This window comes from Cellulosimicrobium cellulans (assembly GCF_016921195.1).
GTDB classification, from domain to species: domain Bacteria; phylum Actinomycetota; class Actinomycetes; order Actinomycetales; family Cellulomonadaceae; genus Cellulosimicrobium; species Cellulosimicrobium cellulans_F.
The window spans coordinates 236,903-261,339 of record NZ_JAFGYF010000002.1; the positions used below are offsets into that span (position 1 = coordinate 236,903).

General features: G+C 73.4%; 20 protein-coding genes and 1 tRNA gene. 18 read left to right on the plus strand and 3 right to left on the minus strand.

Translation table 11 applies throughout. The annotated features are described in order from the left end of the window. Nucleotides 1–47 precede the first annotated feature (47 nt). The 14 genes from hisI (at nt 48) to JN535_RS06085 (ending at nt 17,163) form a co-directional block, all read left to right on the plus strand. Complete coding sequence (gene hisI / locus JN535_RS06020; protein ID WP_205203737.1) at nt 48–509, plus strand: phosphoribosyl-AMP cyclohydrolase; 462 nt, start codon at nt 48–50, stop codon at nt 507–509. Then, nucleotides 506–2,083: an anthranilate synthase component I gene (locus tag JN535_RS06025; protein ID WP_205203739.1), complete on the plus strand. Its 1,578-nt coding sequence runs from the start codon at nt 506–508 to the stop codon at nt 2,081–2,083. Before hisI ends, JN535_RS06025 begins: the two co-directional genes overlap by 4 nt. Beyond that, a complete protein-coding gene (locus JN535_RS06030; protein WP_205203741.1) occupies nt 2,080–2,733 on the plus strand; it encodes a Trp biosynthesis-associated membrane protein in 654 nt (217 codons plus the stop codon). Before JN535_RS06025 ends, JN535_RS06030 begins: the two co-directional genes overlap by 4 nt. Nucleotides 2,734–2,840: 107 nt before the next feature. After that, nucleotides 2,841–3,089, plus strand: coding sequence for an HGxxPAAW family protein (locus tag JN535_RS06035; protein ID WP_205203743.1), 249 nt, complete (start codon nt 2,841–2,843; stop codon nt 3,087–3,089). Then, entirely contained in the window at nt 3,086–3,634 is a 549-nt protein-coding gene (locus tag JN535_RS21495) for a DUF4190 domain-containing protein (RefSeq protein WP_205203745.1), read from the plus strand. The genes JN535_RS06035 and JN535_RS21495 overlap by 4 nt, the downstream gene beginning before the upstream one ends. A gap of 11 nt (nt 3,635–3,645) precedes the next feature. After that, nucleotides 3,646–4,077, plus strand: coding sequence for a DUF2752 domain-containing protein (locus JN535_RS06045; RefSeq protein ID WP_205203747.1), 432 nt, complete (start codon nt 3,646–3,648; stop codon nt 4,075–4,077). A 175-nt stretch (nt 4,078–4,252) separates the two neighbouring features. After that, entirely contained in the window at nt 4,253–5,065 is an 813-nt protein-coding gene (trpC, locus tag JN535_RS06050) for an indole-3-glycerol phosphate synthase TrpC (RefSeq protein WP_024840197.1), read from the plus strand. A 127-nt stretch (nt 5,066–5,192) separates the two neighbouring features. After that, nucleotides 5,193–6,461: a tryptophan synthase subunit beta gene (gene trpB, locus JN535_RS06055; RefSeq protein WP_307868400.1), complete on the plus strand. Its 1,269-nt coding sequence runs from the start codon at nt 5,193–5,195 to the stop codon at nt 6,459–6,461. After that, a complete protein-coding gene (gene trpA / locus JN535_RS06060; RefSeq protein WP_205203750.1) occupies nt 6,458–7,372 on the plus strand; it encodes a tryptophan synthase subunit alpha in 915 nt (304 codons plus the stop codon). The genes trpB and trpA overlap by 4 nt, the downstream gene beginning before the upstream one ends. Then, the gene (lgt, locus tag JN535_RS06065; RefSeq protein WP_205203752.1) at nt 7,369–8,382 is read left to right on the plus strand and encodes a prolipoprotein diacylglyceryl transferase; all 1,014 of its coding nucleotides are present in this window, start codon (nt 7,369–7,371) and stop codon (nt 8,380–8,382) included. Before trpA ends, lgt begins: the two co-directional genes overlap by 4 nt. 140 nt (nt 8,383–8,522) lie before the next feature. Then, complete coding sequence (gltB, locus tag JN535_RS06070; RefSeq protein ID WP_205203754.1) at nt 8,523–13,106, plus strand: glutamate synthase large subunit; 4,584 nt, start codon at nt 8,523–8,525, stop codon at nt 13,104–13,106. Beyond that, nucleotides 13,099–14,565 carry a glutamate synthase subunit beta gene (locus tag JN535_RS06075; RefSeq protein ID WP_205203756.1) on the plus strand — a complete coding sequence of 489 codons (1,467 nt, stop codon included), beginning with the start codon at nt 13,099–13,101 and terminating at the stop codon, nt 14,563–14,565. The genes gltB and JN535_RS06075 overlap by 8 nt, the downstream gene beginning before the upstream one ends. A 112-nt stretch (nt 14,566–14,677) precedes the next feature. Continuing rightward, entirely contained in the window at nt 14,678–16,108 is a 1,431-nt protein-coding gene (gene pyk / locus JN535_RS06080; protein ID WP_205203758.1) for a pyruvate kinase, read from the plus strand. 233 nt (nt 16,109–16,341) lie between these two features. Further along, the gene (locus JN535_RS06085) at nt 16,342–17,163 is read left to right on the plus strand and encodes a nucleotidyltransferase domain-containing protein (RefSeq protein WP_307868287.1); all 822 of its coding nucleotides are present in this window, start codon (nt 16,342–16,344) and stop codon (nt 17,161–17,163) included. Nucleotides 17,164–17,177: 14 nt separating this feature from the next. On the opposite strand, the gene JN535_RS06090 is transcribed toward JN535_RS06085, so the two are convergent. Then, a tRNA-Leu gene (locus tag JN535_RS06090) sits at nt 17,178–17,251 on the minus strand. 190 nt (nt 17,252–17,441) lie between these two features. On the opposite strand from JN535_RS06090, the gene JN535_RS06095 reads away from it, so the two are divergent. After that, nucleotides 17,442–18,062: an ANTAR domain-containing response regulator gene (locus JN535_RS06095; protein WP_053370758.1), complete on the plus strand. Its 621-nt coding sequence runs from the start codon at nt 17,442–17,444 to the stop codon at nt 18,060–18,062. A 234-nt stretch (nt 18,063–18,296) separates the two neighbouring features. Further along, entirely contained in the window at nt 18,297–18,965 is a 669-nt protein-coding gene (locus tag JN535_RS06100) for a GNAT family N-acetyltransferase (protein ID WP_205203762.1), read from the plus strand. A gap of 42 nt (nt 18,966–19,007) precedes the next feature. On the opposite strand, the gene JN535_RS06105 is transcribed toward JN535_RS06100, so the two are convergent. Further along, nucleotides 19,008–19,397, minus strand: coding sequence for a hotdog fold thioesterase (locus JN535_RS06105; protein ID WP_205204622.1), 390 nt, complete (start codon nt 19,395–19,397; stop codon nt 19,008–19,010). Between the two features lie 58 nt (nt 19,398–19,455). Between JN535_RS06105 and polA the strand changes: the two genes are divergently transcribed. After that, nucleotides 19,456–22,161: a DNA polymerase I gene (polA, locus tag JN535_RS06110; RefSeq protein ID WP_205203763.1), complete on the plus strand. Its 2,706-nt coding sequence runs from the start codon at nt 19,456–19,458 to the stop codon at nt 22,159–22,161. A gap of 10 nt (nt 22,162–22,171) precedes the next feature. Here polA and JN535_RS06115 read toward each other — a convergent pair whose 3' ends face one another. Next, nucleotides 22,172–23,035, minus strand: coding sequence for a class I SAM-dependent methyltransferase (locus tag JN535_RS06115; RefSeq protein WP_205203765.1), 864 nt, complete (start codon nt 23,033–23,035; stop codon nt 22,172–22,174). Nucleotides 23,036–23,262: 227 nt separating this feature from the next. Here JN535_RS06115 and JN535_RS06120 point away from each other — a divergent pair, with 227 nt between their 5' ends. Beyond that, a complete protein-coding gene (locus tag JN535_RS06120) occupies nt 23,263–24,288 on the plus strand; it encodes a 6-phosphofructokinase (protein ID WP_205203767.1) in 1,026 nt (341 codons plus the stop codon). Nucleotides 24,289–24,437: the final 149 nt, after the last annotated feature.

The following is a 24,437-nucleotide window of genomic DNA, read 5'->3' on the forward strand; positions in this document are numbered from 1 at the left end:
CCGAGACGGGGGATCGAGCTCGCTCCGGCGTCTGGCAGGATTCTCGGGTGCCCGACTCCACGACCGGCCCCACGACCGACACGTCGAACCGCGCTGCGCTCGACCCCGAGATCGCCGCGCGGCTCAAGCGCGACGACGCCGGACTCGTCGCCGCGATCGTCCAGCAGCACGACACGGGCGACGTGCTCATGCTCGGCTGGATGGACGACGAGGCGCTGCACCGGACGCTGACGACCGGTCGCGTGACGTTCTGGAGCCGGTCTCGCCAGGAGTACTGGCGCAAGGGCGACACGTCCGGGCACGTGCAGGTCGTGCGTTCGGTCGCCCTCGACTGCGACGGTGACGCGCTGCTCGTCCGCGTGCACCAGGTGGGGGCCGCGTGCCACACCGGCACGCGCACGTGCTTCGAGGCCGGGGGCGACCTGGGCGCCGTCGTCGGCGACCTGCCTGCCGGCACGGCCGACGCCGCGACCACGCCCGATCCCGATCCTGAGGAGGAGAACCAGTGAGCGCGACCGTCGACCCGGCCGAGGCCACCACCGTCCCCGCGGGCGGTCCCGCGTGGGGCGCGACGTGGCCCGTGCTCGACGGCTTCCGCGCGCTGGCCGCGTCGCGCCGGGTGATCCCGGTCGTGCGGCGCCTGCTGGCCGACGACGTCACGCCCGTCGGGCTGTACCGCACGCTCGCGCAGGGCCGGCCGGGCACCTTCGTCCTGGAGTCCGCCGAGTCGGACGGGCGCTGGGCCCGGTACTCGTTCGTCGGCGTCGCGTCCCGCGCGACGCTCACGGCGCGCGACGGCCGGGCGGTCTGGTCCGGTGACGTGCCCGCGGGCGTCCCGCTGGAGGGGGACGTCGTGGACGTGCTGGAGGCGACCCTCGACGTGCTCCGGACGCCCGCCGTCGAGGGCCTGCCGCCGCTCACGGGCGGGCTCGCGGGCGCGATCGGCTGGGACGTGATCCGGCACTGGGAGCCGACCCTGCCGTCGCACGCGCCCGACGAGCTGGGCGTGCCCGAGCTCACCCTGTGCCTCGCGACGGACCTGGCGGTCGTCGACCACGCGGAGGGCAGCGTGTGGCTCGTCGCCAACGCGATCAACTTCGACGACACGGACGAGCGCGTCGACGAGGCCTACGCGGACGCCGTCACGCGCCTGGATGCCATGCAGGCGCGCCTGGTGGCCGGCGGGGCGCACGTCGCGTCGGTCGTCGCGCCGGACGTCGCCGAGCCCGCGCTCGAGTTCCGCTCGACGCGGGACGAGTTCGAGGCGTCGGTCGTCGCGGGGAAGGACGCGATCCGCGAGGGCGAGGTGTTCCAGGTGGTGCTGTCCCAGCGCCTGGACCTCGACTGCCCGGCGGACCCGCTCGACGTCTACCGCGCGCTGCGGACGATCAACCCGAGCCCGTACATGTACTACTTCCAGCTCACGGACGCCGAGGGGCGGGACTTCGCGGTCGTCGGGTCCAGCCCGGAGACGCTCGTGAAGGTCGAGGACGGCCGCGTCACGACGTTCCCGATCGCCGGATCGCGTCCGCGCGGCGCGACGCCGGAGGAGGACGTGGCGCTCGGCGAGGAGCTCCTCCGGGATCCCAAGGAGCTCGCCGAGCACATCATGCTCGTGGACCTGTCGCGCAACGACCTCGTCAAGGTGTGCGAGCCGACGTCGGTCGAGGTCGTCGAGTTCATGGCGACCAAGCGGTTCAGCCACATCATGCACCTGTGCTCGACGGTCGTCGGGACGCTGCGCGACGGCGCCACCGCGCTCGACGCGTTCCGGGCGACGTTCCCGGCCGGCACGCTCTCGGGGGCGCCCAAGCCCCGCGCGATCGCCCTCATCGACGAGCTCGAGCCCGCGTCGCGCGGGATCTACGGTGGGACGGCGGGGTACTTCGACTTCGACGGGAACATGGACATGGCCATCGCGATCCGGACGGCGCTGATCCGCGACGGGCGGGCGAGCGTCCAGGCCGGCGGCGGGATCGTCGCCGACTCGGTGCCGGCGCTCGAGTACGCGGAGTCGCGCAACAAGGCGGCCGCCGCGGTCCGGGCCGTCCAGGTCGCCGCGCGGCTGCGAGGGCCGGCATGAGCCGACCTGGCGGCCCGAGCCGCCGGACCGCGATCTGGGTGCTGCTCCTCCTCGGGGGCGCGACGCTCGCGACGGCCGTGCCGACCTGGCTCAGCACGACGGGCGCGACGGCTCTCGAGCCGCAGGTCGAGGTGCCCGTCGCCGGGACGTCGGCCGCCCCGGGCGTGAGCGCGTCCGCGCTCGTGCTCGTCGCCGCCGCGCTCGCCCTCGGGCTCGTCGGCCGGGTCGGCCGGTGGGTCGTCCTCGCCGTCGCCGCGGCGAGCGGCGTCGTCGCGACCGTCTCCGCGCTCGGCGTCGCGCTCGACCCGGAGCCGAGCGCGCGCTCGGCCGTCGCGGACGCGACGGGGGTCACGGAGCTCACGGCCCCGGTCGACCTGACCGTCGCGCCCTGGCTCGCCGCGGCGCTCGGCGTCCTCACGGTGCTCGCGGTGGTGTGGGTCGCCGTCGGCTCGCGGTCGTGGGCCGGTGCGTCGACCCGGCACGAGCGTGCGTCCGGCGCGACGTCGCCCGCCGCCCCGGCGGCGGGGACGGCCGCCACCGAGGAGGGGCAGGAGCCGTCCCGGGGTGCGGAGCCCGCCGCGCCCGACGACCTCACCGACCACGACGCCTGGGACGCGCTGTCCCGCGGCGAGGACCCCACGGACCGCTGAGCAGCGCGGACGTCCCTCGCGTCGTCGCCCCGCGCGCCGGCGCGGGGGACGGGCACCTGCCCCGTCCGATAGGCTCAGACCACATCTTGACGAAAGGCACGACCCTCATGGCCGAGAACCAGCAGACCACCGAGATCGCCTACCTGCCGCCTGCGGCACCGCCCACGAACCACGGTCACACCGTCGCCGCCTGGTTCACCATGATCGGCATCATGGTCGGGGCACTCGTGGCCGCGATCGGGGTGGTCATCGCCGCCGTCTGGCTGTTCTGGGTCGGCATGGGCGTCGTGGCCGTCGCGCTGATCGGTGGGCTCGTGCTGCGGAACGCGGGCTACGGCCAGAAGCAGGCGCGGTGACGCAGCCGCCGGGCCCCGGCCCGTACGACCCCGCAGGCCCGCAGGACGGGTCCCAGGCGCCGTACGGCTCGTCGGCGCCCGGCGGCTCCCCGCAGCATCCCGGGGGCGACCCCGCCGGGGCCTCGTACGCGGCGCAGCCGCCGTATCCCGGCCAGCAGCACCCCGGTGAGCAGTACCCCGGCCAGCAGTACCCCGGCCAGCAGTATCCGGCGCAGCCGCAGTACCCGGGCCAGCCGTACCTGGCCGGCGCCTACGGTGCGCCGCCGTACTACCCCAAGAACAGCCTGGCCATCTGGTCGCTCGTGCTCGGGATCGCCGCGTTCGTCCTGAGCTGTGGCTTCTTCACCGGCATCCCCGCGGTGATCGTCGGTAACGCCGCGAAGCGCGCGGTCGCGGAGGGGCAGGCGGACAACGACGGCATGGCGACGGCGGGCATCATCCTCGGCTGGGTCGCGATCGGCCTGTCCGCGGTCGGCCTGGTCTTCCTGCTGATCTTCTTCCCCGCCTTCTTCGCCTGGGTCGGCACGATCCCGGACCAGTACTGACGGGCGCGCACGTGACGTCCGAGGCCGTGCGACGTCGACGGGTCCCGCGCGCGGCGCGGGCCCCGCTCGCGGTGGGCGTCCTGGTCGCCGCGGCCACGGCCTACGTCGGTGCCGTCGACCCGAACCGCCCGGGGCACTACGTCACCTGCCCGCTCCTCGCGCTGACCGGCCTCGCGTGCCCGGGGTGCGGCGGCCTGCGGGCCACGCACGACCTGGTGCACCTCGACCTCGCCGCCGCGTGGTCCATGAACCCCCTGTGGGTCGTGGTCGCGCCACTGCTCGTGGCGCTCTGGGCCGCGTGGCTCGTCCGGGCCTGGCGCGGGCGCCCGGCTCCCCGCCTCCCGGCGTGGCTCGCGTGGGCCTCGCTGGGGATCCTCGTGCTCTTCGGCGTCCTGCGCAACGTGCCCGCCCTCGTCCCGTGGCTCGGCCCGGTGGCGGTCTGAGACGGTCGGGCAGCCTTGCGGCGGTCGTCTCGGGGGCTGGGCCGTGGTCATCGTCACTCGGCGTCGGCTCTACGATGGCAGGTACCTCCCTGTCAACGGGTCGGCCGAACCTGTGGATGCACGACGGCCGACCGGCCCGGCCGGGGGGCGGGACGACACGGGGAGTGGTGGCACGATGACGGTTCTGGACGACATCGTCGCCGGCGTGCGCGAGGATCTCGCGGTGCGTCAGGCGGCGACCTCGCTCGACGAGCTGAAGGAACGTGCCGCCCGTGTCCCCGGTGCGCTGGAGTGCGTGAGCCGCCTCAAGGCGGACGACGCCGTGGCGGTCATCGCGGAGGTGAAGCGCTCGAGCCCGAGCAAGGGCGCGCTCGCGGCGATCTCCGACCCGGCCGAGCTCGCGGGGGAGTACGAGAAGGGCGGCGCCGCCGCGATCTCCGTGCTCACCGAGCAGCGCCGCTTCAACGGGAGCCTGGCCGATCTCGACGCGGTGCGCGCCCGGGTCGACGTCCCCGTGCTCCGCAAGGACTTCGTCGTGACGCCGTACCAGGTGTGGGAGGCGCGCGCGCACGGCGCGGACATCGTGCTCCTCATCGTCGCCGCGCTCGAGCAGACGGTCCTCACGTCGCTCGTCGAGCGCGTCCACTCGCTCGGCATGACCGCGCTCGTCGAGGTGCACACGCTGGACGAGGTCTCGCGCGCTCTCGACGCCGGTGCGCGGGTCGTGGGCGTGAACTCGCGCGACCTCAAGACCCTCGACGTCGACCGCACGACGTTCGCGCGCCTCGCACCCGCCATCCCGGACGAGGTCGTCCGCGTCGCCGAGTCCGGCGTGCGCGGTCCGCACGACGTCATGGACTACGCCCGCTCCGGTGCGCACGCGGTGCTCGTCGGCGAGGCGCTCGTGACCGACGACGCCCCGCGCGCGTCCGTCGCGGACCTCGTCGCGGCCGGGTCGCACCCGTCGCTGTGGTCCGTGCGGCCCTGAGGCACGACGGCTCCGTCCGTCACGCCGCAGGCGCCGCGCCCCGGCCCAGCACACCCCACCACGCAGGAGGACCGGCCCCGTGCCCGACTCGACGTCTTCGACCACCCCCCGCAGTGCCGAGCACTCCGTGCGCGCCGACCTGACGCGCTCCCTCGCGACCCAGGAGGGTCCCTACTTCGGCGAGTTCGGCGGACGCTTCGTCCCCGAGGCGCTCATCGCCGCGCTGGACGAGCTGGAGACCGAGTACCGCAAGGCGCTCGACGACCCGGCGTTCGTGAACGAGCTCGCGCGTCTCCAGCGCGAGTACACCGGGCGCCCCAGCCCGCTCACCGAGGTGCCACGCTTCGCGCAGCACGCGGGCGGCTCGCGCGTCTTCCTCAAGCGCGAGGACCTCAACCACACCGGCTCGCACAAGATCAACAACGTGCTCGGCCAGGCGCTGCTCGTCAAGCGGATGGGCAAGACCCGCGTGATCGCCGAGACCGGGGCGGGCCAGCACGGCGTCGCGACGGCGACGGCCGCGGCCCTGCTCGACCTCGAGTGCGTCGTGTACATGGGCGAGGAGGACACGCGACGCCAGGCGCTCAACGTGGCCCGGATGCGCCTGCTCGGTGCCCAGGTCGTCCCCGTGACGATCGGGCAGCGCACGCTCAAGGACGCGATCAACGAGGCGCTGCGCGACTGGGTCGCGAACGTCGACACGACCCACTACCTCCTGGGCACGGTCACGGGCCCGCACCCGTTCCCCGAGATGGTGCGCGAGTTCCACCGTGTCATCGGCGAGGAGGCGCGCACGCAGATCCTCGACCGCATCGGGCGGCTGCCGGACGCGCTCGCGGCGTGCGTCGGCGGTGGCTCCAACGCGCTCGGCCTGTTCAACGCGTTCCTCGACGACGAGGGCGTCGAGCTCTACGGCTTCGAGGCCGGGGGCGAGGGCGTGGAGACCGGCCGGCACGCGGCCCGCTTCAGCGGAGGAGCCCCGGGCGTCCTGCACGGCGCGCGCTCGTACCTGCTCCAGGACGACGACGGTCAGACGCTCCCGAGCCACTCCGTCTCGGCGGGGCTGGACTACCCGAGCGTCGGCCCGGCGCACTCGTGGCTGCACGACCTCGGTCGCGCGACCTACGAGCCCGTGACCGACACCGAGGCGATGGACGCGTTCCGGCTGCTGTGCCGCACGGAGGGCATCATCCCCGCGATCGAGTCGGCGCACGCGCTCGCGGGCGCGCTGCGGATCGGTCGCAGGGCTGCCGAGGCCGGTCGCACGGACCACGTGATCCTGGTGAACCTCTCGGGGCGCGGGGACAAGGACGTCGCGACCGCCGCCCGGTGGTTCGACCTCGTGGACGACGACGCGATCGCCGAGACGGCGACGGGCACGGAGGGACAGCTGTGAGCGCGGCGCAGACCAAGGACGCCCCCGGGGCACCGGTCGCAGGGACGACGTCGGTCACGGCGCGTCGCCTGCTCGAGCTCCGCGCGGAGGGCCGTGCCGGGCTCGTGGGCTACCTGCCGGTCGGGTTCCCGACCGTCGACCGCTCGATCGAGGCGGCGCTCGCGCTCGTCGACTCGGGCGTCGACGTGCTGGAGCTCGGCATCCCGTACACCGACCCGGTGATGGACGGACCGGTCATCCAGGCCGCCGCCCAGACCGCGCTCGACGCCGGCGTCCGCGTCGCGGACGTGTTCCGCGTCGTCGCCGCCGTCACGGAGCGGACGGGCGGGCGGGTCCCCGTCCTCGTCATGACCTACTGGAACCCGGTGCTGCGGTACGGCGTCGACGCGTTCGCGCGCGACCTCGCCGCCGCCGGGGGCGCCGGGCTCATCACGCCCGACCTCGTCCCCGACGAGGGCCGTCCGTGGCTGGACGCCTCGGAGGCGCACGGGCTCGACCGCGTCTTCCTCGTCGCGCCGAGCTCGACGGCCGAGCGGCTGCGGCTCACCGCGCGCGCGTCGCGCGGGTTCGTCTACGCCGCCTCGACGATGGGCGTCACGGGAGTGCGGGCGGCCGTCGGGCCGCAGGCGGCACGGCTCGTCGCCGACACGCGCGCCGCCGGGGCCGACCTCGTGTGCGTCGGGCTCGGCGTCTCCACGGGCGAGCAGGCCGCCGAGGTGGGGCGCTACGCCGACGGCGTCATCGTCGGCTCCGCGTTCGTCCGCCCTCTGCTGGCGGACGCCCCGTGGGACGAGCGGATCGCCGCCCTCGAGCAGGTCGCGTCCGCGCTGGCCGCCGGCGTCCGCACGGGCAGGGAGGGGGCCGGCGACGACGTCCCGGCCGCGACGACGTCCGGAGAGGTGGTCGCATGAGCGCCGCGCTCGCCGTCGGGCAGCTCGTGGAGGCCGCGGGGGCCCTGCCCGCCGCGATCCCGAGCCCCCCGCAGCACACGTGGTACCTCGGTCCGTTCCCGATCCGCGCGTACGCGCTCGCGATCCTCGCGGGCATCGCCGTGGCCCTGTGGCTCACGCGGCGCCGCTGGGTGGAGCGCGGGGGAGAGGCGGACGACGTCCTGGAGATCGCCTTCTGGGCGGTTCCCTTCGGGATCGTCGGGGGTCGGCTGTACCACGTGTTCTCGACGCCGGACCCGTACTGGGGACCGAACGGCGACCCCGTCCGCGCGCTCTACGTGTGGGAGGGCGGCCTCGGCATCTGGGGCGCGGTCGCGCTCGGTGCCGTGGGCGCGTACATCGGGTGCCGCCGCCAGCGCGTGAGCTTCCCCGCGTTCGCCGATGCTCTCGCGCCCGGGCTGCTGCTCGCGCAGGCCGTCGGCCGCCTCGGCAACTGGTTCAACCAGGAGCTGTTCGGCTCGCCCACGACGCTGCCCTGGGGCCTGCGGGTGGACGACTCGGTCGCCGCCGCCGCCGGCTACCCGCCGGGTACCTTGTTCCACCCGACGTTCCTCTACGAGATGGTCTGGAACATCGCCGCTGCCCTGCTCCTGATCTACCTGGACCGTCGGTTCCGGCTGGGTCATGGTCGGGTATTCTGGCTCTACGTCTTCGTCTACACGCTCGGTCGGGTGTGGATCGAGATGCTGCGCATCGACGAGGCCGAGCTCGTCCTCGGCCTCCGGCTGAACGTCTGGACCTCGATCCTGGTCGGCGTCGGTGCGTTGATTGCGTTTATCGTTGTCGGGCGTCGTCACCCCGGGCGCGAGGAGACGGTGTCCCTCGACGCGCCGGGCGAGGCGCCCACCACGGAGTCCGAGGAGCCGGTCGAGGAGTCGACCGACGCCGAGGGCACCGAGAAGACCGAGGACTCCGACGACTCGGAGGAGTCCGAGCCGGCAGATGCCGCGCGACCAGACCCCGGTCGCTGAGCATCCGTCATTCATAGGCGAATCCGCCGGGCGACCGCCCGGTGGGTTCTGTCATGTCCACGAGGGCCGACGACGTCCCGAACCCCCCCAGCTGGAATTAGCCCGGCCGACTCGGTCGGGCGCCTGTGAGGACGGTGTTGATGACCACGCCGCAGTATCGGGACGCGCACCGGGCACCCGCCCTGTCCGCCCCTCCCACGGCATCCGGTCTGTACGACCCCGCCGCCGAGCACGACGCGTGCGGCGTCGCCTTCGTGGCGACGCTCCGCGGCACGCCCGGACGCGACATCGTTGACGCGGGCCTGACGGCCCTGCTCAACCTCGACCACCGCGGCGCCGTCGGCGCCGAGGAGAACAGCGGCGACGGCGCCGGGATCCTCACGCAGATCCCCGACGCGTTCGTGCGCGACGTGGTCGACGCGGAGCTCCCGCCCGCCGGGCACTACGCCATCGGCATGGCGTTCCTCCCGCAGGACCCCGAGGCGGCCGCGACCACGGCCCGCGCGGTCGAGGCGATCGCCGCCGAGGAGAAGCTCGAGGTCCTCGCGTGGCGCGACGTCCCCGTGACGGCCGACCTCGTCGGCCCGAGCGCGCGCGCGTCGATGCCGCTGTTCCGTCAGGTCGTCGTGGCCGACCCGTCGCGCGAGCTGGCCGGCGTCGACCTCGACCGCCGCACGTACCGTCTGCGCAAGCGGGCGGAGAACGAGCTCGGCCTCTTCTTCGCGTCGCTGTCGGCGCGCACCCTCACCTACAAGGGCATGCTCACCACGGCGCAGCTCGAGCCGTTCTTCCCGGACCTGTCCGACCCGCGGTACGCGAGCGAGATCGCCCTCGTGCACTCCCGGTTCTCGACGAACACGTTCCCGTCCTGGCCGCTCGCGCAGCCGTTCCGCATGATCGCGCACAACGGCGAGATCAACACGGTGCGCGGCAACCGCAACTGGATGGCGGCGCGCGAGGGCACGCTCGCGAGCGACGCCATCGGCGACCTCGGGCCGCTGCTGCCGGTGTGCTCCGAGGGGTCGAGCGACTCGGCGAGCTTCGACGAGGTCCTCGAGCTCCTGCACCTGTCGGGCCGCTCGCTGCCGCACGCGGTGCTCATGATGGTCCCGGAGGCGTGGGAGAACCACGCCGAGATGGACCCGGACCTGCGGGCGTTCTACGAGTACCACTCGACGCTCATGGAGCCGTGGGACGGGCCGGCGTGCCTGAACTTCACCGACGGGACGCTCATCGGCGCGGTCCTGGACCGCAACGGTCTGCGCCCGGGGCGCTACTGGGTGACCGAGGACGGCCTCGTCGTGCTCGCGAGCGAGGCGGGCGTGCTCGACCTCGACCCCGCGACGATCGTGCGCAAGGGCCGCCTCGAGCCGGGGCGCATGTTCCTCGTCGACACCGGCCAGGGCCGGATCGTCGAGGACGAGGAGATCAAGTCCCAGCTCGCCGCGCAGCGCCCGTACGCGCAGTGGGTCGCGGAGAACGCGGTCTACCTCGACCAGCTCCCCGAGCGCGAGCACGTCGCGCACAGCCCCGCGTCCGTCGAGCGCCGCCAGCGCGCCTTCGGGTACACGCAGGAGGAGCTCAGGGTCATCCTCACCCCGATGGCGAACACCGGGGCGGAGCCGCTGGGCGCGATGGGCACCGACACGCCCATCGCCGTCCTCGCGAAGCGCCCGCGCCTGTTGTTCGACTACTTCACGCAGATGTTCGCGCAGGTGACGAACCCGCCGCTCGACGCGATCCGCGAGGAGCTCGTCACGTCCATCGGCGGGGCGATCGGCCCGGAGCCGAACCTCCTCGTCGACACGCCCGAGCACGCGCGCAAGCTCATGCTGCCGTTCCCCGTGCTCGACAACGACCAGCTCGCCAAGATCATCCGCGTCGACAAGGACCCGCAGCTCGCGGGCATCTTCCGCGCGGTGACGATCAAGGGCCTGTACCGCGTGGCGGGCGGCGGCGAGTCGCTGCTCGCCCGGCTCGAGGAGATCTTCGCCGAGGTCGACGCGCACGTCGCCGCGGGCGCGAGCTTCATCGTGCTCTCGGACCGCGACTCGGACGCCGAGCACGCGCCGATCCCGTCGCTGCTGCTGTCGAGCGCGGTGCACCACCACCTGCTGCGCCGCCACACGCGGACGCAGGTGTCGCTCGTCGTCGAGGCCGGCGACGTGCGCGAGGTGCACCACGTCGCGCTCCTCATCGGCTACGGCGCGGCCGCGGTCAACCCGTACCTGGCCATGGAGACCGTCGAGGACCTCGCGCGCCGCGGCTACCTCGCGGTGGACCCGGCGAAGGCCGTCGCGAACCTCATCAAGGGGCTCGGCAAGGGCGTGCTCAAGGTCATGAGCAAGATGGGCATCTCGACCATCTCCTCGTACCGCGGCGCCCAGGTGTTCGAGGCCGTGGGCCTGTCCCACGACCTCGTGCAGGCGTTCTTCACGGGCACGACGTCGCGCCTCAGCGGCATCGGGCTCGACGTCGTCGCGGCCGAGGTCGCGGCGCGCCACGTCGACGCGTACCCCAAGTCCGGCAACCACCGCCCCCACGTGCGCCTCACGACGGGCGGCGAGTACCAGTGGCGCCGGGACAGCGAGGAGCACCTGTTCGACCCGGAGACGGTCTTCCGCCTCCAGCACTCCACGCGCGAGCGCCGGTTCGACATCTTCCGCCAGTACACGCACCGCGTGGACGAGCAGTCCTCGCGCCTCATGACGCTGCGCGGCCTGCTCGAGCTCCGCGAGGGCGAGCGTCCCGCGGTGCCGCTCGACGAGGTCGAGCCGGTGAGCGAGATCGTCAAGCGCTTCAACACGGGCGCGATGTCCTACGGCTCCATCTCGGCCGAGGCGCACGAGACGCTCGCGATCGCCATGAACCGCCTCGGCGGGCGGTCCAACACGGGCGAGGGCGGGGAGGACCCCGAGCGCCTGTACGACCCGGAGCGGCGCTCCAAGGTCAAGCAGATCGCGTCGGGCCGGTTCGGCGTCACGAGCGAGTACCTGACGAACGCCGACGACATCCAGATCAAGCTCGCCCAGGGCGCCAAGCCGGGCGAGGGCGGTCAGCTCCCGGGGCACAAGGTGTACCCGTGGGTCGCCAAGACCCGGCACTCGACGCCGGGCGTCGGTCTCATCTCGCCGCCGCCGCACCACGACATCTACTCGATCGAGGACCTCGCGCAGCTCATCCACGACGCGAAGAACGCGAACCCGGCCGCGCGCATCCACGTCAAGCTGGTCTCCGAGTTCGGCGTCGGGACCGTCGCGACGGGCGTGTCCAAGGCGCACGCGGACGTCGTCCTCATCTCGGGCCACGACGGCGGCACGGGCGCGAGCCCGCTGACGTCGCTCAAGCACGCCGGCACGCCGTGGGAGATCGGCCTCGCCGAGACCCAGCAGACGCTCGTGCTCAACAACCTGCGCGACCGCATCGTCGTGCAGGTCGACGGCCAGATGAAGACCGGCCGCGACGTGGTCGTGGCGGCGCTGCTCGGGGCCGAGGAGTTCGGCTTCGCGACCGCCCCGATGGTCGTGTCGGGCTGCGTCATGATGCGCGTGTGCCACCTGGACACGTGCCCGGTCGGCGTCGCGACGCAGAACCCCGAGCTGCGTGCCCGGTTCACGGGCAAGCCGGAGTTCGTCGTGAACTTCTTCGAGTTCATCGCCGAGGAGGTGCGCGAGTACCTGGCGCGCCTCGGCTTCCGGAGCATCGAGGAGGCGATCGGCCACGTCGAGTACCTCGACACGCGCAAGGCGATCGACCACTGGAAGGCCCAGGGTCTCGACCTCGGGCCGATCCTCGAGAAGCCGGTGCCCGTCGAGGGTGCGTCGCTGCGCAACACCACGACGCAGGACCACGGTCTCGAGAAGGCGCTCGACAACCAGCTCGTCGCGCTCGCCGCGGACGCGCTCGAGCGACGCGAGCCGGTCCGCCTCTCGCTCCCGGTGCGCAACGTCAACCGCACCGTGGGCACGATGCTCGGTCACGAGGTGACCAAGCGCTTCCGCGGCGAGGGCCTGCCCGACGACACGATCGACGTGACCCTCACCGGGTCCGCCGGTCAGTCGCTCGGCGCGTTCCTGCCGCGCGGCGTCACGCTGCGCCTGTTCGGCGACGCGAACGACTACGTCGGCAAGGGCCTCTCGGGCGGGCGCATCATCGTGCGCCCGGACCGCAACGCGGTCCTCACCGGGTCGAGCAACGTCGTCGCGGGCAACGTCATCGGCTACGGCGCGACGTCCGGCGAGATCTTCCTGCGCGGACGGGTCGGCGAGCGCTTCGGCGTCCGCAACTCGGGCGCGACGCTCGTCGTCGAGGGCGTGGGCGACCACGGCTGCGAGTACATGACGGGCGGCACGGTCGTCGTGCTCGGCCCGACGGGGCGCAACTTCGGCGCAGGCATGTCCGGCGGCACCGCGTACGTGCTCGACCTGCGGGAGGGCGCCGTGAACACGAGCGCGCTCACGACCGGCGAGCTGGGCCTGAGCCCGCTCGAGGACGCCGAGGTGGAGCTCGTCGAGCAGCTCGTCCGTCGTCACCACGAGGAGACCGGGTCGCCGCTCGCGGCCGAGCTCCTCGAGGACTTCCCCGCGGCCGTCCAGCGCTTCACGCGCGTGCTGCCGACCGACTTCGCCCGCATGCGCTCGGCTCTCGAGAAGGCCGAGTCGGCCGGGCTCGACCCCGCGGCCCCGGGCGTGTGGGACCAGATCTTGGAGGTGGCCCGTGGCTGACCCCCGCGGATTCCTGAAGGTGCGGGAGCGTGAGCTCCCGCCCAACCGCCCGGTGGCCGTGCGCCTGCGGGACTGGAAGGACGTGCACGCGCACCTCGAGGAGGGGCAGCCGTTCCTCAAGGAGCAGGCGGGCCGGTGCATGGACTGCGGCATCCCGTTCTGCCACCAGGGCTGCCCGCTCGGCAACCTCATCCCCGAGTGGAACGACCTCGTCTACCGCGACCAGTGGGCCGACGCGATCGACCGCCTGCACGAGACGAACAACTTCCCCGAGTTCACCGGTCGCGTGTGCCCGGCGCCGTGCGAGTCGAGCTGCGTGCTCAGCATCAACCAGCCGGCCGTGACGATCAAGAACGTCGAGGTCTCCATTATCGACGAGGCGTTCGCCCGCGGTTACGTCACGCCGCAGGTGCCGCAGCGCCTCACGGGGTCGACGGTCGCCGTCGTCGGCTCGGGCCCCGCCGGGCTCGCGGCCGCGCAGCAGCTCACGCGCGCCGGCCACACGGTCGCCGTGTACGAGCGGGACGACGCGATCGGCGGGCTGCTGCGCTACGGCATCCCCGACTTCAAGCTCGAGAAGCACCACATCGACCGCCGCGTGGCGCAGATGGAGGCCGAGGGCACGCGCTTCCGCCCAGGCGTCGAGATCGGCGTCGACATCACGTGGGACGACCTGCGTGCGCGCTACGACGCCGTCGTGGTCGCCACGGGCGCGACGGTCCCGCGCGACCTGTCGATCCCGGGTCGCGAGCTCGACGGCATCCACTTCGCCATGGACTTCCTGCACCAGGCGAACGCCGTCGTGGCCGGTCGCGAGGTCGCCGACCAGATCACCGCGACGGGCAAGCACGTCATCGTCATCGGCGGCGGCGACACCGGGTCGGACTGCCTCGGCACCTCGCTGCGCCAGGGCGCGGCGAGCGTGACGACGCTCGCGATCGGCAAGCGGCCGCCGCTCGAGCGGTCCGCGACCCAGCCGTGGCCGACCGACCCGATCCTGTTCGAGGTGTCCTCCTCCCACGAGGAGGGCGGCGAGCGCGAGTTCCTCGCGTCGACCGTCGAGTTCCTCGGTGACGAGAACGGGGCCGTGCGCGCGCTGCGCGTCGCGGAGACCGAGTACCTGCCCGACGGCCGTCGCGTGCCCAAGGAGGGCACCGAGCGCGAGATCCCCGCGGACCTCGTGCTCGTCGCGATGGGCTTCACCGGGCCGGAGACGGCGACCCTCACGACCCAGGCCGGCGCGGACCTCACGAGCCGCGGCCTCGTGGCGCGCGGCGACGACTTCGCGTCGTCGCTGCCGGGGGTCTTCGTGGCCGGCGACGCGGGTCGTGGGCAGTCGCTGATCGTGTGGGCGATCGCCGAAGGGCGGGCGGCGGCGGCTTCCGTCGACGCCTACCTTCAGGGAGGGACCGAGCTGCCCGCGCCCGTGCGCGCGAACACCGTGTCCTTGCGCGCTTGACGTGCACCCCGACGTCGGGTGTCCGGCGCCGGGACGATGAGCGGGGCATCCTAGGGAGGGGCACCCCGCGACGACCGGCTCCCGGCCGGTCGGAAGACTAGAGGCTGGAGATATGCGCAGAGCAAAGATCGTCTGCACCATCGGACCCGCGACCGAGTCGAAGGAGCAGCTCCGCGCGCTCGTCGACGCCGGGATGGACGTGGCGCGGATCAACCGCAGCCACGGCAGCGCCGAGGAGCACGCGGCCGTCTACCACGGCGTGCGCGAGGCCGCCGCCCAGTCGGGCCGCTCCGTCGCGGTGCTCGTCGACCTCCAGGGGCCGAAGATCCGCCTGGGCCGCTTCGGAGGAGACGAGAAGCACTGGCTCGAGGAGGGTGACACCTTCACGATCACGACCGAGGACGTCGTCGGCACCAAGGAGCTCGTCTCCACGACGCACAAGGGCCTGCCCGGCGACGCGCGCGTCGGCGACCCGATCCTCATCGACGACGGCAAGGTGCTCGTCCGCGTCACCGCCGTCGAGGGTCCGCGCGTGGTGACGCGCGTCGAGGTCGCCGGCCCGGTGTCGAACAACAAGGGCCTGAACCTCCCGGGCGTCGCGGTCTCCGTGCCGGCGCTCTCCGAGAAGGACCAGGACGACCTGCGCTGGGCCCTCCGGCTCGGCGCGGACATCATCGCGCTCTCGTTCGTGCGGTCCGCGAAGGACTTCGAGGACGTCAAGCGGATCATGGACGAGGAGGGCCGCACGGTCCCGGTCGTCGCGAAGATCGAGAAGCCGCAGGCCGTCGAGAACCTCGCCGAGATCGTCGACGCGTTCGACGGCGTCATGGTGGCGCGCGGCGACCTCGCCGTCGAGCTCCCGCTCGAGCAGGTGCCACTCGTCCAGAAGCGCATCGTCGAGCTCGCGCGTCGTAACGCCAAGCCCGTCATCGTCGCGACGCAGGTGCTCGAGTCCATGACGAACTCGCCGCGCCCGACGCGTGCCGAGGCGTCCGACTGCGCCAACGCCGTCCTCGACGGTGCCGACGCGGTCATGCTCTCGGGCGAGACCAGCGTGGGCGAGTACCCGATCCTCACGGTGCAGACCATGGCCCGCATCATCGAGGCGACGGAGGAGGCCGGCCGCGAGCGCATCGCGCCGCTCGGCTCGACGCCGCACACGCGCGGTGGCGCCATCACGCGCGCCGCCGCCGAGATCGGCGAGATCCTCGGTGCGAAGTACCTCGCCACCTTCACGCAGTCGGGCGACTCCGCGCGCCGCATGTCGCGCCTGCGCTCGTCCATCCCGCTGCTCGCGTTCACGCCGCGCGAGCACGTGCGCAACGTCCTGTCGCTCACGTGGGGCACCCAGACGTACCAGGTGCCGGAGGTGGAGAACACCGACGCGATGGTCGGCCAGGTCGACACGACCCTCCAGGCCAACGGCCTCGCCGAGGTCGGCGACCTCGTGGTCGTCGTCTCCGGCGCCCCCGTGGGCCAGCCGGGCACGACGAACTCGATCCTCGTGCACAAGATCGGGGACCACACCGACACGCGCGCCTGACGCGCTCGCGCCCGAGCAGGCGTAGACCGCGCACGACGCCGGACGGCGGCGCCCCTCTCGCAGGGACGTCGCCGTCCGTCGTCGGCGGCCCGAGCGCGCAGCCAGCCCCGGCCACCCGGAGGTGCCCGCGCGTCGTCGGCACGCGCCACGACGGAATGGGCACGACATCCGTGCCTGGGTGGCCGTACCGTCGCGGGGTGCGTGCCGTGCCGGACTCCTTGGACCCTGCGGTCGTGCGTCAGGTCGACGCGCGGCTGGACGACGTCGTGCGCGAGGAGCGGGTCGCGATCCCGCTCGCGGTGGAGAGCGGGAGCCGCGCGTGGGGGTTCCCCTCGCCGGACTCGGACTACGACTGCCGGTTCGTGTACGTGCGCTCGGTGGCCGACTACCTGGACCCCTGGCCGCGGCGCGACGTCGTCGAGACGCCGCTGGACGCGGTGCTCGACGTGAACGGGTGGGACCTGCTCAAGGCGGTGCGGCTGCTCGTGCGGGGGAACGCGACCCTGTTGGAGTGGCTGCGCTCGCCGATCGTGTACCGCGCGGACGACGCGTTCCGGGCCGAGCTGGTCGCGCTCGCGGAGCGCGTCGTCGACCGCGACGCGCTGCGGAGGCACTACCTGCACGTCGCGCTCGGTCAGCGGGACCGGTGGTGGGCGGTGCCCGAGGTGCCGTACAAGAAGGTCTTCTACGTGGTGCGCCCGGCGGCGACGCTGCGGTGGCTGCGCGTGCACCCCGACGCCGCCGTACCGCCGATGGACCTCGCGACGCTGCTCGCGGAGGGGGCGGCCCCCGGGGACGTGGTGCGGGCCGCGTCGGAGCTCGTCGCGCTCAAGGCGGTGTCGCGCGAGATGGGCGCGGGTGCCGTCCCGGGATCACTGGTGCGGTTCGTGGACGACGAGCTGGCGCGCGCGGCGGAGGCGGTCGAGCGCGGCGCGAGCCGAGCACGTGCGCGCACGCGCGCGGCGGAGGCGTTCCGCTCGATGGTCGTCCGGCACGGCCCGGAGCCGTCGGCGGCCGGGACGGCGCGTCGCCTCGCGCCGGGCGTGGCGTGGTGACGGGGGAGAGGAGGTGCCCCGGGTGGGATTCGAACCCACACTGGATCGGGTTTGAGCCGAACGCCTCTGCCGGTTGGGCTACCGGGGCGGTGCGCGTCGAGGCCGGTCTCGGGTCCGCCGCGCGTGCACCATCGAACCACACGTGTGCGCTTTCACGAGAATCACACTCCTCCGAGGGCGAAACGCGCGGGCGGCAGGGGGTGCGGCGCACTACAGTGAACCTCGTGAGTGACCAGACAGCGCAGCCCGAGGACAAGCAGCCGCTCGACCTGCCCCCGATGATCGAGCCCGAGCCCGCCGCGACCCCCGCCCCGTCGGGCCGTCCCGCGCGCCGCGCGGTCGTCGCCGAGGACGAGGCCCTGATCCGTCTCGACGTGGTCGAGACGCTGCGCGACGCCGGGTTCGACGTCGTCGGCGAGGCCGGCGACGGCGCGACGGCGGTGAAGCTGGCGCTCGAGCTCAAGCCCGACGTCGTCGTCATGGACGTGAAGATGCCCGAGCTCGACGGCATCTCCGCGGCGGAGCAGATCGGCAAGGCGCACGCCGCGCCCGTCGTCCTGCTCACCGCGTTCTCGCAGGCGGAGCTCGTCGAGCGGGCGCGCGACGCCGGGGCGATGGCCTACGTCGTCAAGCCGTTCACGCCGGCGGACCTGCTGCCCGCGGTCGAGATCGCGATCTCGCGGTACTCGCAGATCACGGCGCTCGAGTCCGAGGTCGCGGACCTGGCGGAGCGCTTCGAGACGCGCAAGCGCGTGGACCGGGCCAAGGGTCTGCTCATGACCAAGATGGGCCTGTCGGAGCCGGAGTCGTTCCGATGGATCCAGAAGACGTCGATGGACCGTCGCCTCACCATGCGCGAGGTCGCGGACGCCGTCATCGAGCAGGTGGGCGGCGCCTGAACCCCTCGGCGACCGGCAGGCCGTGGCCGGTGTCCTGAGCAGGACCTTTGTCACGGCGCCCCGGAGCGGGCTATCGTCTTGGACTGGCGTCCAGTAGTTCCCGGGGCGGTGGACACGCGGTCGCCACGTAGTGCTCAGTCGACGGCCGACGGCGCCGTCCGAGCGACGTGGACCATCTCACGCCCCACGTCCCTCGGTGCCGCCGGTCCCACGGTGCGAACGAGGAGGAGCGCGGTGCGCCCAGCAGTGGAGGTCAGGCCCGCGGTCGGTGACGACCTGCCGGGGATCGCTGTGCTGTGCTCGGAGGCACGTCGCGAGTCGGCGTCCGGAGCCCAGATCTGTGCCCCCGACGAGGACCGCCTGGTGCGGCACCTGTCGGTGCTGCTGACGTTGCCCGGCGGCAACGTCCTCGTCGCCCTGCACGACGGCCGCCCCGTCGGGTTCGTCCTGGCACGCGTCCTCGAGCCGCACCTGTTCGCCGACGAGCCGAGCCTGTACGTCGAGGCCGTGTACGTGGGCGAGGACGCACGCCGTCGCGGCGTGGGTCACGCGCTCCTCAGCGCCACGGCCGAGCTCGCCGCCTCCGCCGGCGCGACGCACGTGTACTCGGTGCCGATCCCGGGCTCCCGGGGCGTGCAGCGTTTTCTCGCCCGGCTCGGCTTCGGCCCGGTGGCCGGCCACCGCGTCGTCTCGACGGCGGTCCTGCAGCGGCGTCTCGCAGCCGACCTCACGCCGGCCCGTCGCGGCACGCGATCGCTCGAGGACCTCATCGCGCGCCGTCGTCGGGCCCGCACCGAGACGATGTCGGGGCCGGTCGACCTGCGCGAGTTCCAGGCGGAGTACCGCAACCGGACCGGCGTCGTGACGACGCCGGTCGAGGCACGCGAGATCCTGCCCGGCTGAGGCGGGACTCCGCCCGTCCGGCTACGGGGCTCGGCGAGCGCGTCAGGCTCGGGCCAGGTCGAGGATCATGCACGTCAGGCGCGCCGTGCACACGCGACGACCCTCGTCGTCGGACACCACGATCTCGTAGCTCGCCGTCGTGCGGCCCCGGTGCACCGCGACCGCCTCTCCGTGGACCCAGCCGTCACGCACCCCCCGGTGGTGCGTCGCGTTGACCTCGATCCCCACGGCCGCTCGGCCGGGGCCACCGTGGAGCTGGGCGGCGATGGAGCCGAGCGTCTCCGCGAGCACCACCGACGCACCCCCGTGGAGCAGCCCGGCGGGCTGCCTGTTGCCCGCCACCGGCATGCGCGCCGTGACGCGCTCGGCGCCGACCTCGTCGAGCTCGATGCCCATGCGCTCGATGAGCGTCCCGGCGGTGTGCAGGCCCATGGCCTCGTAGGCGTGGCGAGGGGCGTCGGGCGTCCGGTCGGGGCCGTGCGTGTCGGTCATGGACTGTAGGTTGGCACCCGTGACGACCTCCGCGCGACCTCGCCTCCTGCTCATCGACGGACACTCCATGGCCTACCGCGCGTTCTTCGCGCTCCCGGCGGAGAACTTCTCGACGACCACGGGGCAGCACACGAACGCGGTGTACGGCTTCACGTCGATGCTCATCAACCTCCTGCGCGACGAGGAGCCGACGCACGTCGCGGTCGCGTTCGACGCCGGGCGCCAGTCGTTCCGCACCGAGATCCTCCCGAGCTACAAGGGCACGCGGGAGTCCACGCCCGAGCCGTTCCGCGGCCAGGTGCCGCTCATCAAGGAGATCCTCGAGACGCTCCGCATCCCGACGCTCGAGCGCGAGGGCTACGAGGCCGACGACATCTTCGCGACGCTCGCCACGCAGGGCGCCGCCGCCGGGATGGAGGTGCTCGTCTGCTCGGGGGACCGGGACTCGTTCCAGCTCGTCGGTCCCGACGTGACGGTGCTCTACCCGAAGAAGGGCGTCTCGGAGCTCGCGCGCATGGACAGCGCCGCGGTCGTCGAGAAGTACGGCGTGCCGCCCGAGCGCTACCCGGACCTCGCCGCGCTCGTGGGCGAGACGTCGGACAACCTGCCGGGGATCCCGGGGGTCGGCCCCAAGACGGCGGCCAAGTGGATCACCGCGTACGGCGACCTCGACGGCCTGCTCGACCACGCGGAGGAGATCAAGGGCAAGGCGGGGGAGAACCTGCGCGCCCACCTCGAGCAGGTCCGCCTCAACCGGCAGCTCAACGCGCTCCTGCGCGACCTCGAGCTCCCGGTCGGCCCGGACGACCTCGTGACGCGCCCGTGGGACCGCGAGGCCGCGCACCGCGTGCTCGACGCCCTGGAGTTCCGTGTCCTGCGCGACCGGCTCTTCGCGATCGCGCCCGAGGGCGAGGTCGAGGCCGAGGCGGGGTTCGACGTCGCGCTGACCGACGTCCTGCCCGGCGGCCTCGGCGCGTGGCTCGCCGAGCACGGCACGCGTCCCCTGGGCATCGAGGTGGCCGGCAAGGCCGTGCCGGGCGGCGGGGACGCGTGGGGCCTCGCGCTGTCCGACGACGCCGGGGCGGCCGTCGCGCTCGAGCTCGCCGACGTGGCGGGCGCTGACGACGAGGCGCTCGCCGCGTGGCTCGCGGACCCGGCCCGGCCCAAGGTCGCGCACGGCGCGAAGTCGGCCTGGCACGAGCTCGCCGCCCGTGGCTACGACCTCGCGGGCGTGACGTTCGACACCGAGCTCGCCGCGTACCTGTGCCACCCCGACCAGCGTGGGTACGACCTGGGTGACCTCGTCGTGCGGCACCTGCACCGCGAGCTGCGCCCGGACACCGAGGCGGGCAGCGATGCGCAGGGCGCGCTCGACCTGTCGCTCGACGGCAACGGGGAGCAGGAGCGCGACGCGATCCGCGCGCTCGCCGTCGCCCAGCTCGGCGACGTCCTCGCGGGCGAGCTGGAGGACCGCGGCGCGACGACGCTCCTCACCGACCTCGAGCTCCCGCTGTCCCGGGTGCTCGCGCGCATGGAGCAGCGCGGCATCGCGGCCGACGTCGCGTACCTGCGCGAGCTCGAGCAGCACTTCGGCGACCTCGTCGCGACCGCCGCCTCGGAGGCGTACGCCGTCATCGGGCGCGAGGTGAACCTCGGTTCGCCCAAGCAGCTCCAGGAGGTCCTCTTCGACCAGCTCGGGATGCCCAAGACGAAGAAGATCAAGACGGGTTACACGACCGACGCGTCGGCGCTCGCGGACCTCTTCGCCAAGACCCAGCACCCGTTCCTCGAGCACCTGCTCGCCCACCGCGACGCCTCGCGCCTGCGCCAGACCGTCGAGGGTCTGCTCAAGTCCGTCGCCGACGACGGCCGCATCCACACGACGTTCCAGCAGACGATCGCGGCGACGGGCCGGCTCAGCTCGACCGACCCGAACCTGCAGAACATCCCGATCCGCACGGAGGCGGGCCGGCGCATCCGGCGCGCGTTCGTCGTCGGAGAGGGCTACGAGACGCTCATGACGGCCGACTACAGCCAGATCGAGATGCGCATCATGGCGCACCTCTCGGGCGACGAGGGCCTGATCGACGCGTTCCGGTCCGGGGAGGACCTGCACTCCTACGTCGGGTCGCGCGTGTTCGAGGTCCCCGCGGCCGAGGTCACGCCCGCGATGCGGTCGAAGATCAAGGCGATGTCCTACGGCCTCGCGTACGGGCTGTCGGCGTTCGGGCTCTCGCAGCAGCTCACCATCGAGGTGGGCGAGGCCCAGAAGCTCATGGACGACTACTTCGAGCGCTTCGGCGGCGTGCGCGACTACCTCACGGGCGTCGTCGACGAGGCGCGGGCCACGGGCTACACGGCGACCATCCTCGGGCGCCGTCGGTACCTGCCCGACCTCACGAGCGACAACCGCCAGCGACGCCAGATGGCCGAGCGCATGGCCCTCAACGCGCCCATCCAGGGCAGCGCGGCCGACATCATCAAGGTCGCGATGCTCAACGTGCAGCGCGCGATCGACGAGCGCGGGCTGCGCTCGCGGCTGCTCCTCCAGGTGCACGACGAGCTCGTGGTCGAGGTCGCGCCGGGCGAGCGGGACGCCGTCGAGGAGGTGCTGCGCGCGCAGATGGGCGCGGCGGCGGACCTCGACGTGCCGCTCGACGTCTCGGTCGGCGTCGGCGCCACGTGGCACGAGGCGGGCCACTGAACCGGTCGCGTCAGCCCGGGAGGCGCGCGCGGAAGATCGCCGTCCCGGGCAGGTAGGCGCCGCGCACCGGGCCCCAGCCGCCCCACACCTCGGTGTTGTCGGCGGGCCAGCCCGGCTCGACGACGTCGCGCAGCTCCAGCCCTGCCGCGACCACCTCGCGCACGTGGTCGCCGAGCGTGCGGTGGTACTCCGCGTAGACGACCCGGCCGGCGTCGTCCGTCTCGACGTAGGGGCGCCGGTCGAAGTAGGAGCGGTTGGCCGTGAGCCCGTGCGTGCCGGGGTCGTCGGGGAAGGCCCAGCGCACGGGGTGCGTGACGGAGAACGTCCACGTGCCGCCGGGACGCAGGACGCGCGCCACCTCGCGATGGATCGCCTCCGCGTCCGGGACGAACGGGATCGCGCCGAACGACGTGAACGCGACGTCGAACGCGTCCTCCGCGAACGGCAGGCGGCGCGCGTCCGCCTGGACCGCTGGGACCCGGACCCCGGTCGTCCGGTCGAGCGCCGCGCCCGCGGCGAGCATCCCCCGGGAGACGTCCGTCGCGACCACGTGGGCGCCCTGGGTGACGAGCCAGCGCGAGCACTGGGCAGCCCCAGCGCCGACCTCGAGCACGCGGAGCCCCGCCACGTCGCCGAGCAGGCGGGCGTCGCGCTCGCGCAGCCCCTCGGGGCACCAGCAGAAGTCGGCCGCGCCGAGGAACGCCCCGTGCTCGTCGAGGTACTCCTGCGCGTTCGCGTCCCACCACCCGCGCCCGGCGCGACCGCCCTCGGCGGCGGGCACGTCCCGGTAGCCGGCGTCGGCCGTCGGTCCGGGCGGGGCGACGTCGTACGGGGCGGAGCTCTCGCGGGGCACGGGGGGCGGGGTCGCGCTCATGCGGCCATTCTCCCGGGACGTGCCGGTCGAGGCCTCCGTCGCGCGCCGCACGGCCCGGGCGCTCGGGACCTTGGTCGTCGGCGTGCCCGAGGACCGGGACGGACGGTGACCGACGGCGCGGGGTTGACTAGGGTTGAGGGCGACGCGGTGCCGCGGAGGTCGGCGCCTCCGTCGGCGCCGGGAACGCGCGCGAGGACGCGCGACGGGACGACGAGACGGAGGAACAGGTGCGCATCGGACTTCTCACCGGCGGAGGCGACTGCCCGGGCCTGAACGCGGCGATCCGGGCCGTGGTCAAGCAGGGGACGGGGGAGTACGGGCACACCATCATCGGCTTCCGCAACGGGTGGCGCGGCGTGGTGGACGGTGACGTGCACCCGCTCGGGCGCCAGGACATCCGCAACGTGCTCCCGGTCGGCGGCACGCTGCTGGGCACGGCGCGGTTCCACCCGCGTGCGGAGGACGGCAGCATGGACGCCGTCCTCGCGACGGTCGAGGCGGAGCACCTCGACGCGCTCATCTGCATCGGCGGCGACGGCACGCTGCACGCCGCAAGCCGCGTCGCCGAGGCGGGCGTCAAGATCGTGGCGATCCCCAAGACGATCGACAACGACGTCGAGGGCACGGACCTGTCCATCGGGTTCCACACCGCGGTGAACATCGCGACCGAGGCCCTCGACCGCGTGCACACCACGGCCGAGAGCCACAACCGGGTCATGGTCGTCGAGGTCATGGGCCGCCACGCGGGCTGGATCGCCGTGAACTCCGGCATCGCGGGCGGTGCGGAGGTCGTCCTCGCGCCGGAGCAGCCGTTCGACATCGACCAGGTCGTGAAGTTCCTCCGCCACCGGCACCGCGCGCACGCGAACTTCTCGATCGTCGTCGTGGCCGAGGGCGCCGTGCCGCGCGAGGGGTCGTCGATGGAGTTCACGCAGCAGCTCGGTCGCTTCGGCGAGATCGTCGCGGGGTCGATCGGCGAGCGCGTGAGCGCCGAGATCGCGGAGCGCACCGGGTTCGACACGCGCCTCACCGTGCTCGGGCACGTGCAGCGGGGCGGGGAGCCGACGCCCACCGACCGCATCCTCGGCAGCCGGTTCGGCGTCGCGGCCGTCGACGCGGTGAGCGCGGGGACGTCGGGCGTGATGACGGCGCTGCGCGGGGAGCGAGTCGAGCTCGTCTCGCTGGCCGAGGTGGCCGGGCGCCCCAAGCGCGTGCCCGAGGAGCTGCTGCGCGTCGCGCGGGTCCTCGCCTGACGCCGGAACGCACGAAGCCCGCGCGACCGCCACAGCCACGTTGACCACCGGGGTGACACCCGGATAAGGTGGACGGCGGTGCGTTGCGCCTGCCTTCGTCCCGGAACACGACGCCAACCATGACGTCCACGGGTCAGCGGCGGCGGCGC

Excerpts from the sequence above, each read along its gene's own strand:
- polA (WP_205203763.1), top strand. The coding sequence starts at position 19,456 with ATGGACTGTAGGTTGGCACCCGTGACGACCTCCGCGCGACCTCGCCTC.
- lgt (WP_205203752.1), top strand. The coding sequence starts at position 7,369 with ATGAGCGCCGCGCTCGCCGTCGGGCAGCTCGTGGAGGCCGCGGGGGCC.
- gltB (WP_205203754.1), top strand. The coding sequence starts at position 8,523 with ATGACCACGCCGCAGTATCGGGACGCGCACCGGGCACCCGCCCTGTCC.
- JN535_RS06105 (WP_205204622.1), bottom strand. The coding sequence starts at position 19,397 with ATGGGCCTGCACACCGCCGGGACGCTCATCGAGCGCATGGGCATCGAG.
- trpC (WP_024840197.1), top strand. The coding sequence starts at position 4,253 with ATGACGGTTCTGGACGACATCGTCGCCGGCGTGCGCGAGGATCTCGCG.
- JN535_RS06030 (WP_205203741.1), top strand. The coding sequence starts at position 2,080 with ATGAGCCGACCTGGCGGCCCGAGCCGCCGGACCGCGATCTGGGTGCTG.
- JN535_RS06095 (WP_053370758.1), top strand. The coding sequence starts at position 17,442 with ATGATCGAGCCCGAGCCCGCCGCGACCCCCGCCCCGTCGGGCCGTCCC.
- pyk (WP_205203758.1), top strand. The coding sequence starts at position 14,678 with ATGCGCAGAGCAAAGATCGTCTGCACCATCGGACCCGCGACCGAGTCG.
- JN535_RS06035 (WP_205203743.1), top strand. The coding sequence starts at position 2,841 with ATGGCCGAGAACCAGCAGACCACCGAGATCGCCTACCTGCCGCCTGCG.
- JN535_RS06115 (WP_205203765.1), bottom strand. The coding sequence starts at position 23,035 with ATGAGCGCGACCCCGCCCCCCGTGCCCCGCGAGAGCTCCGCCCCGTAC.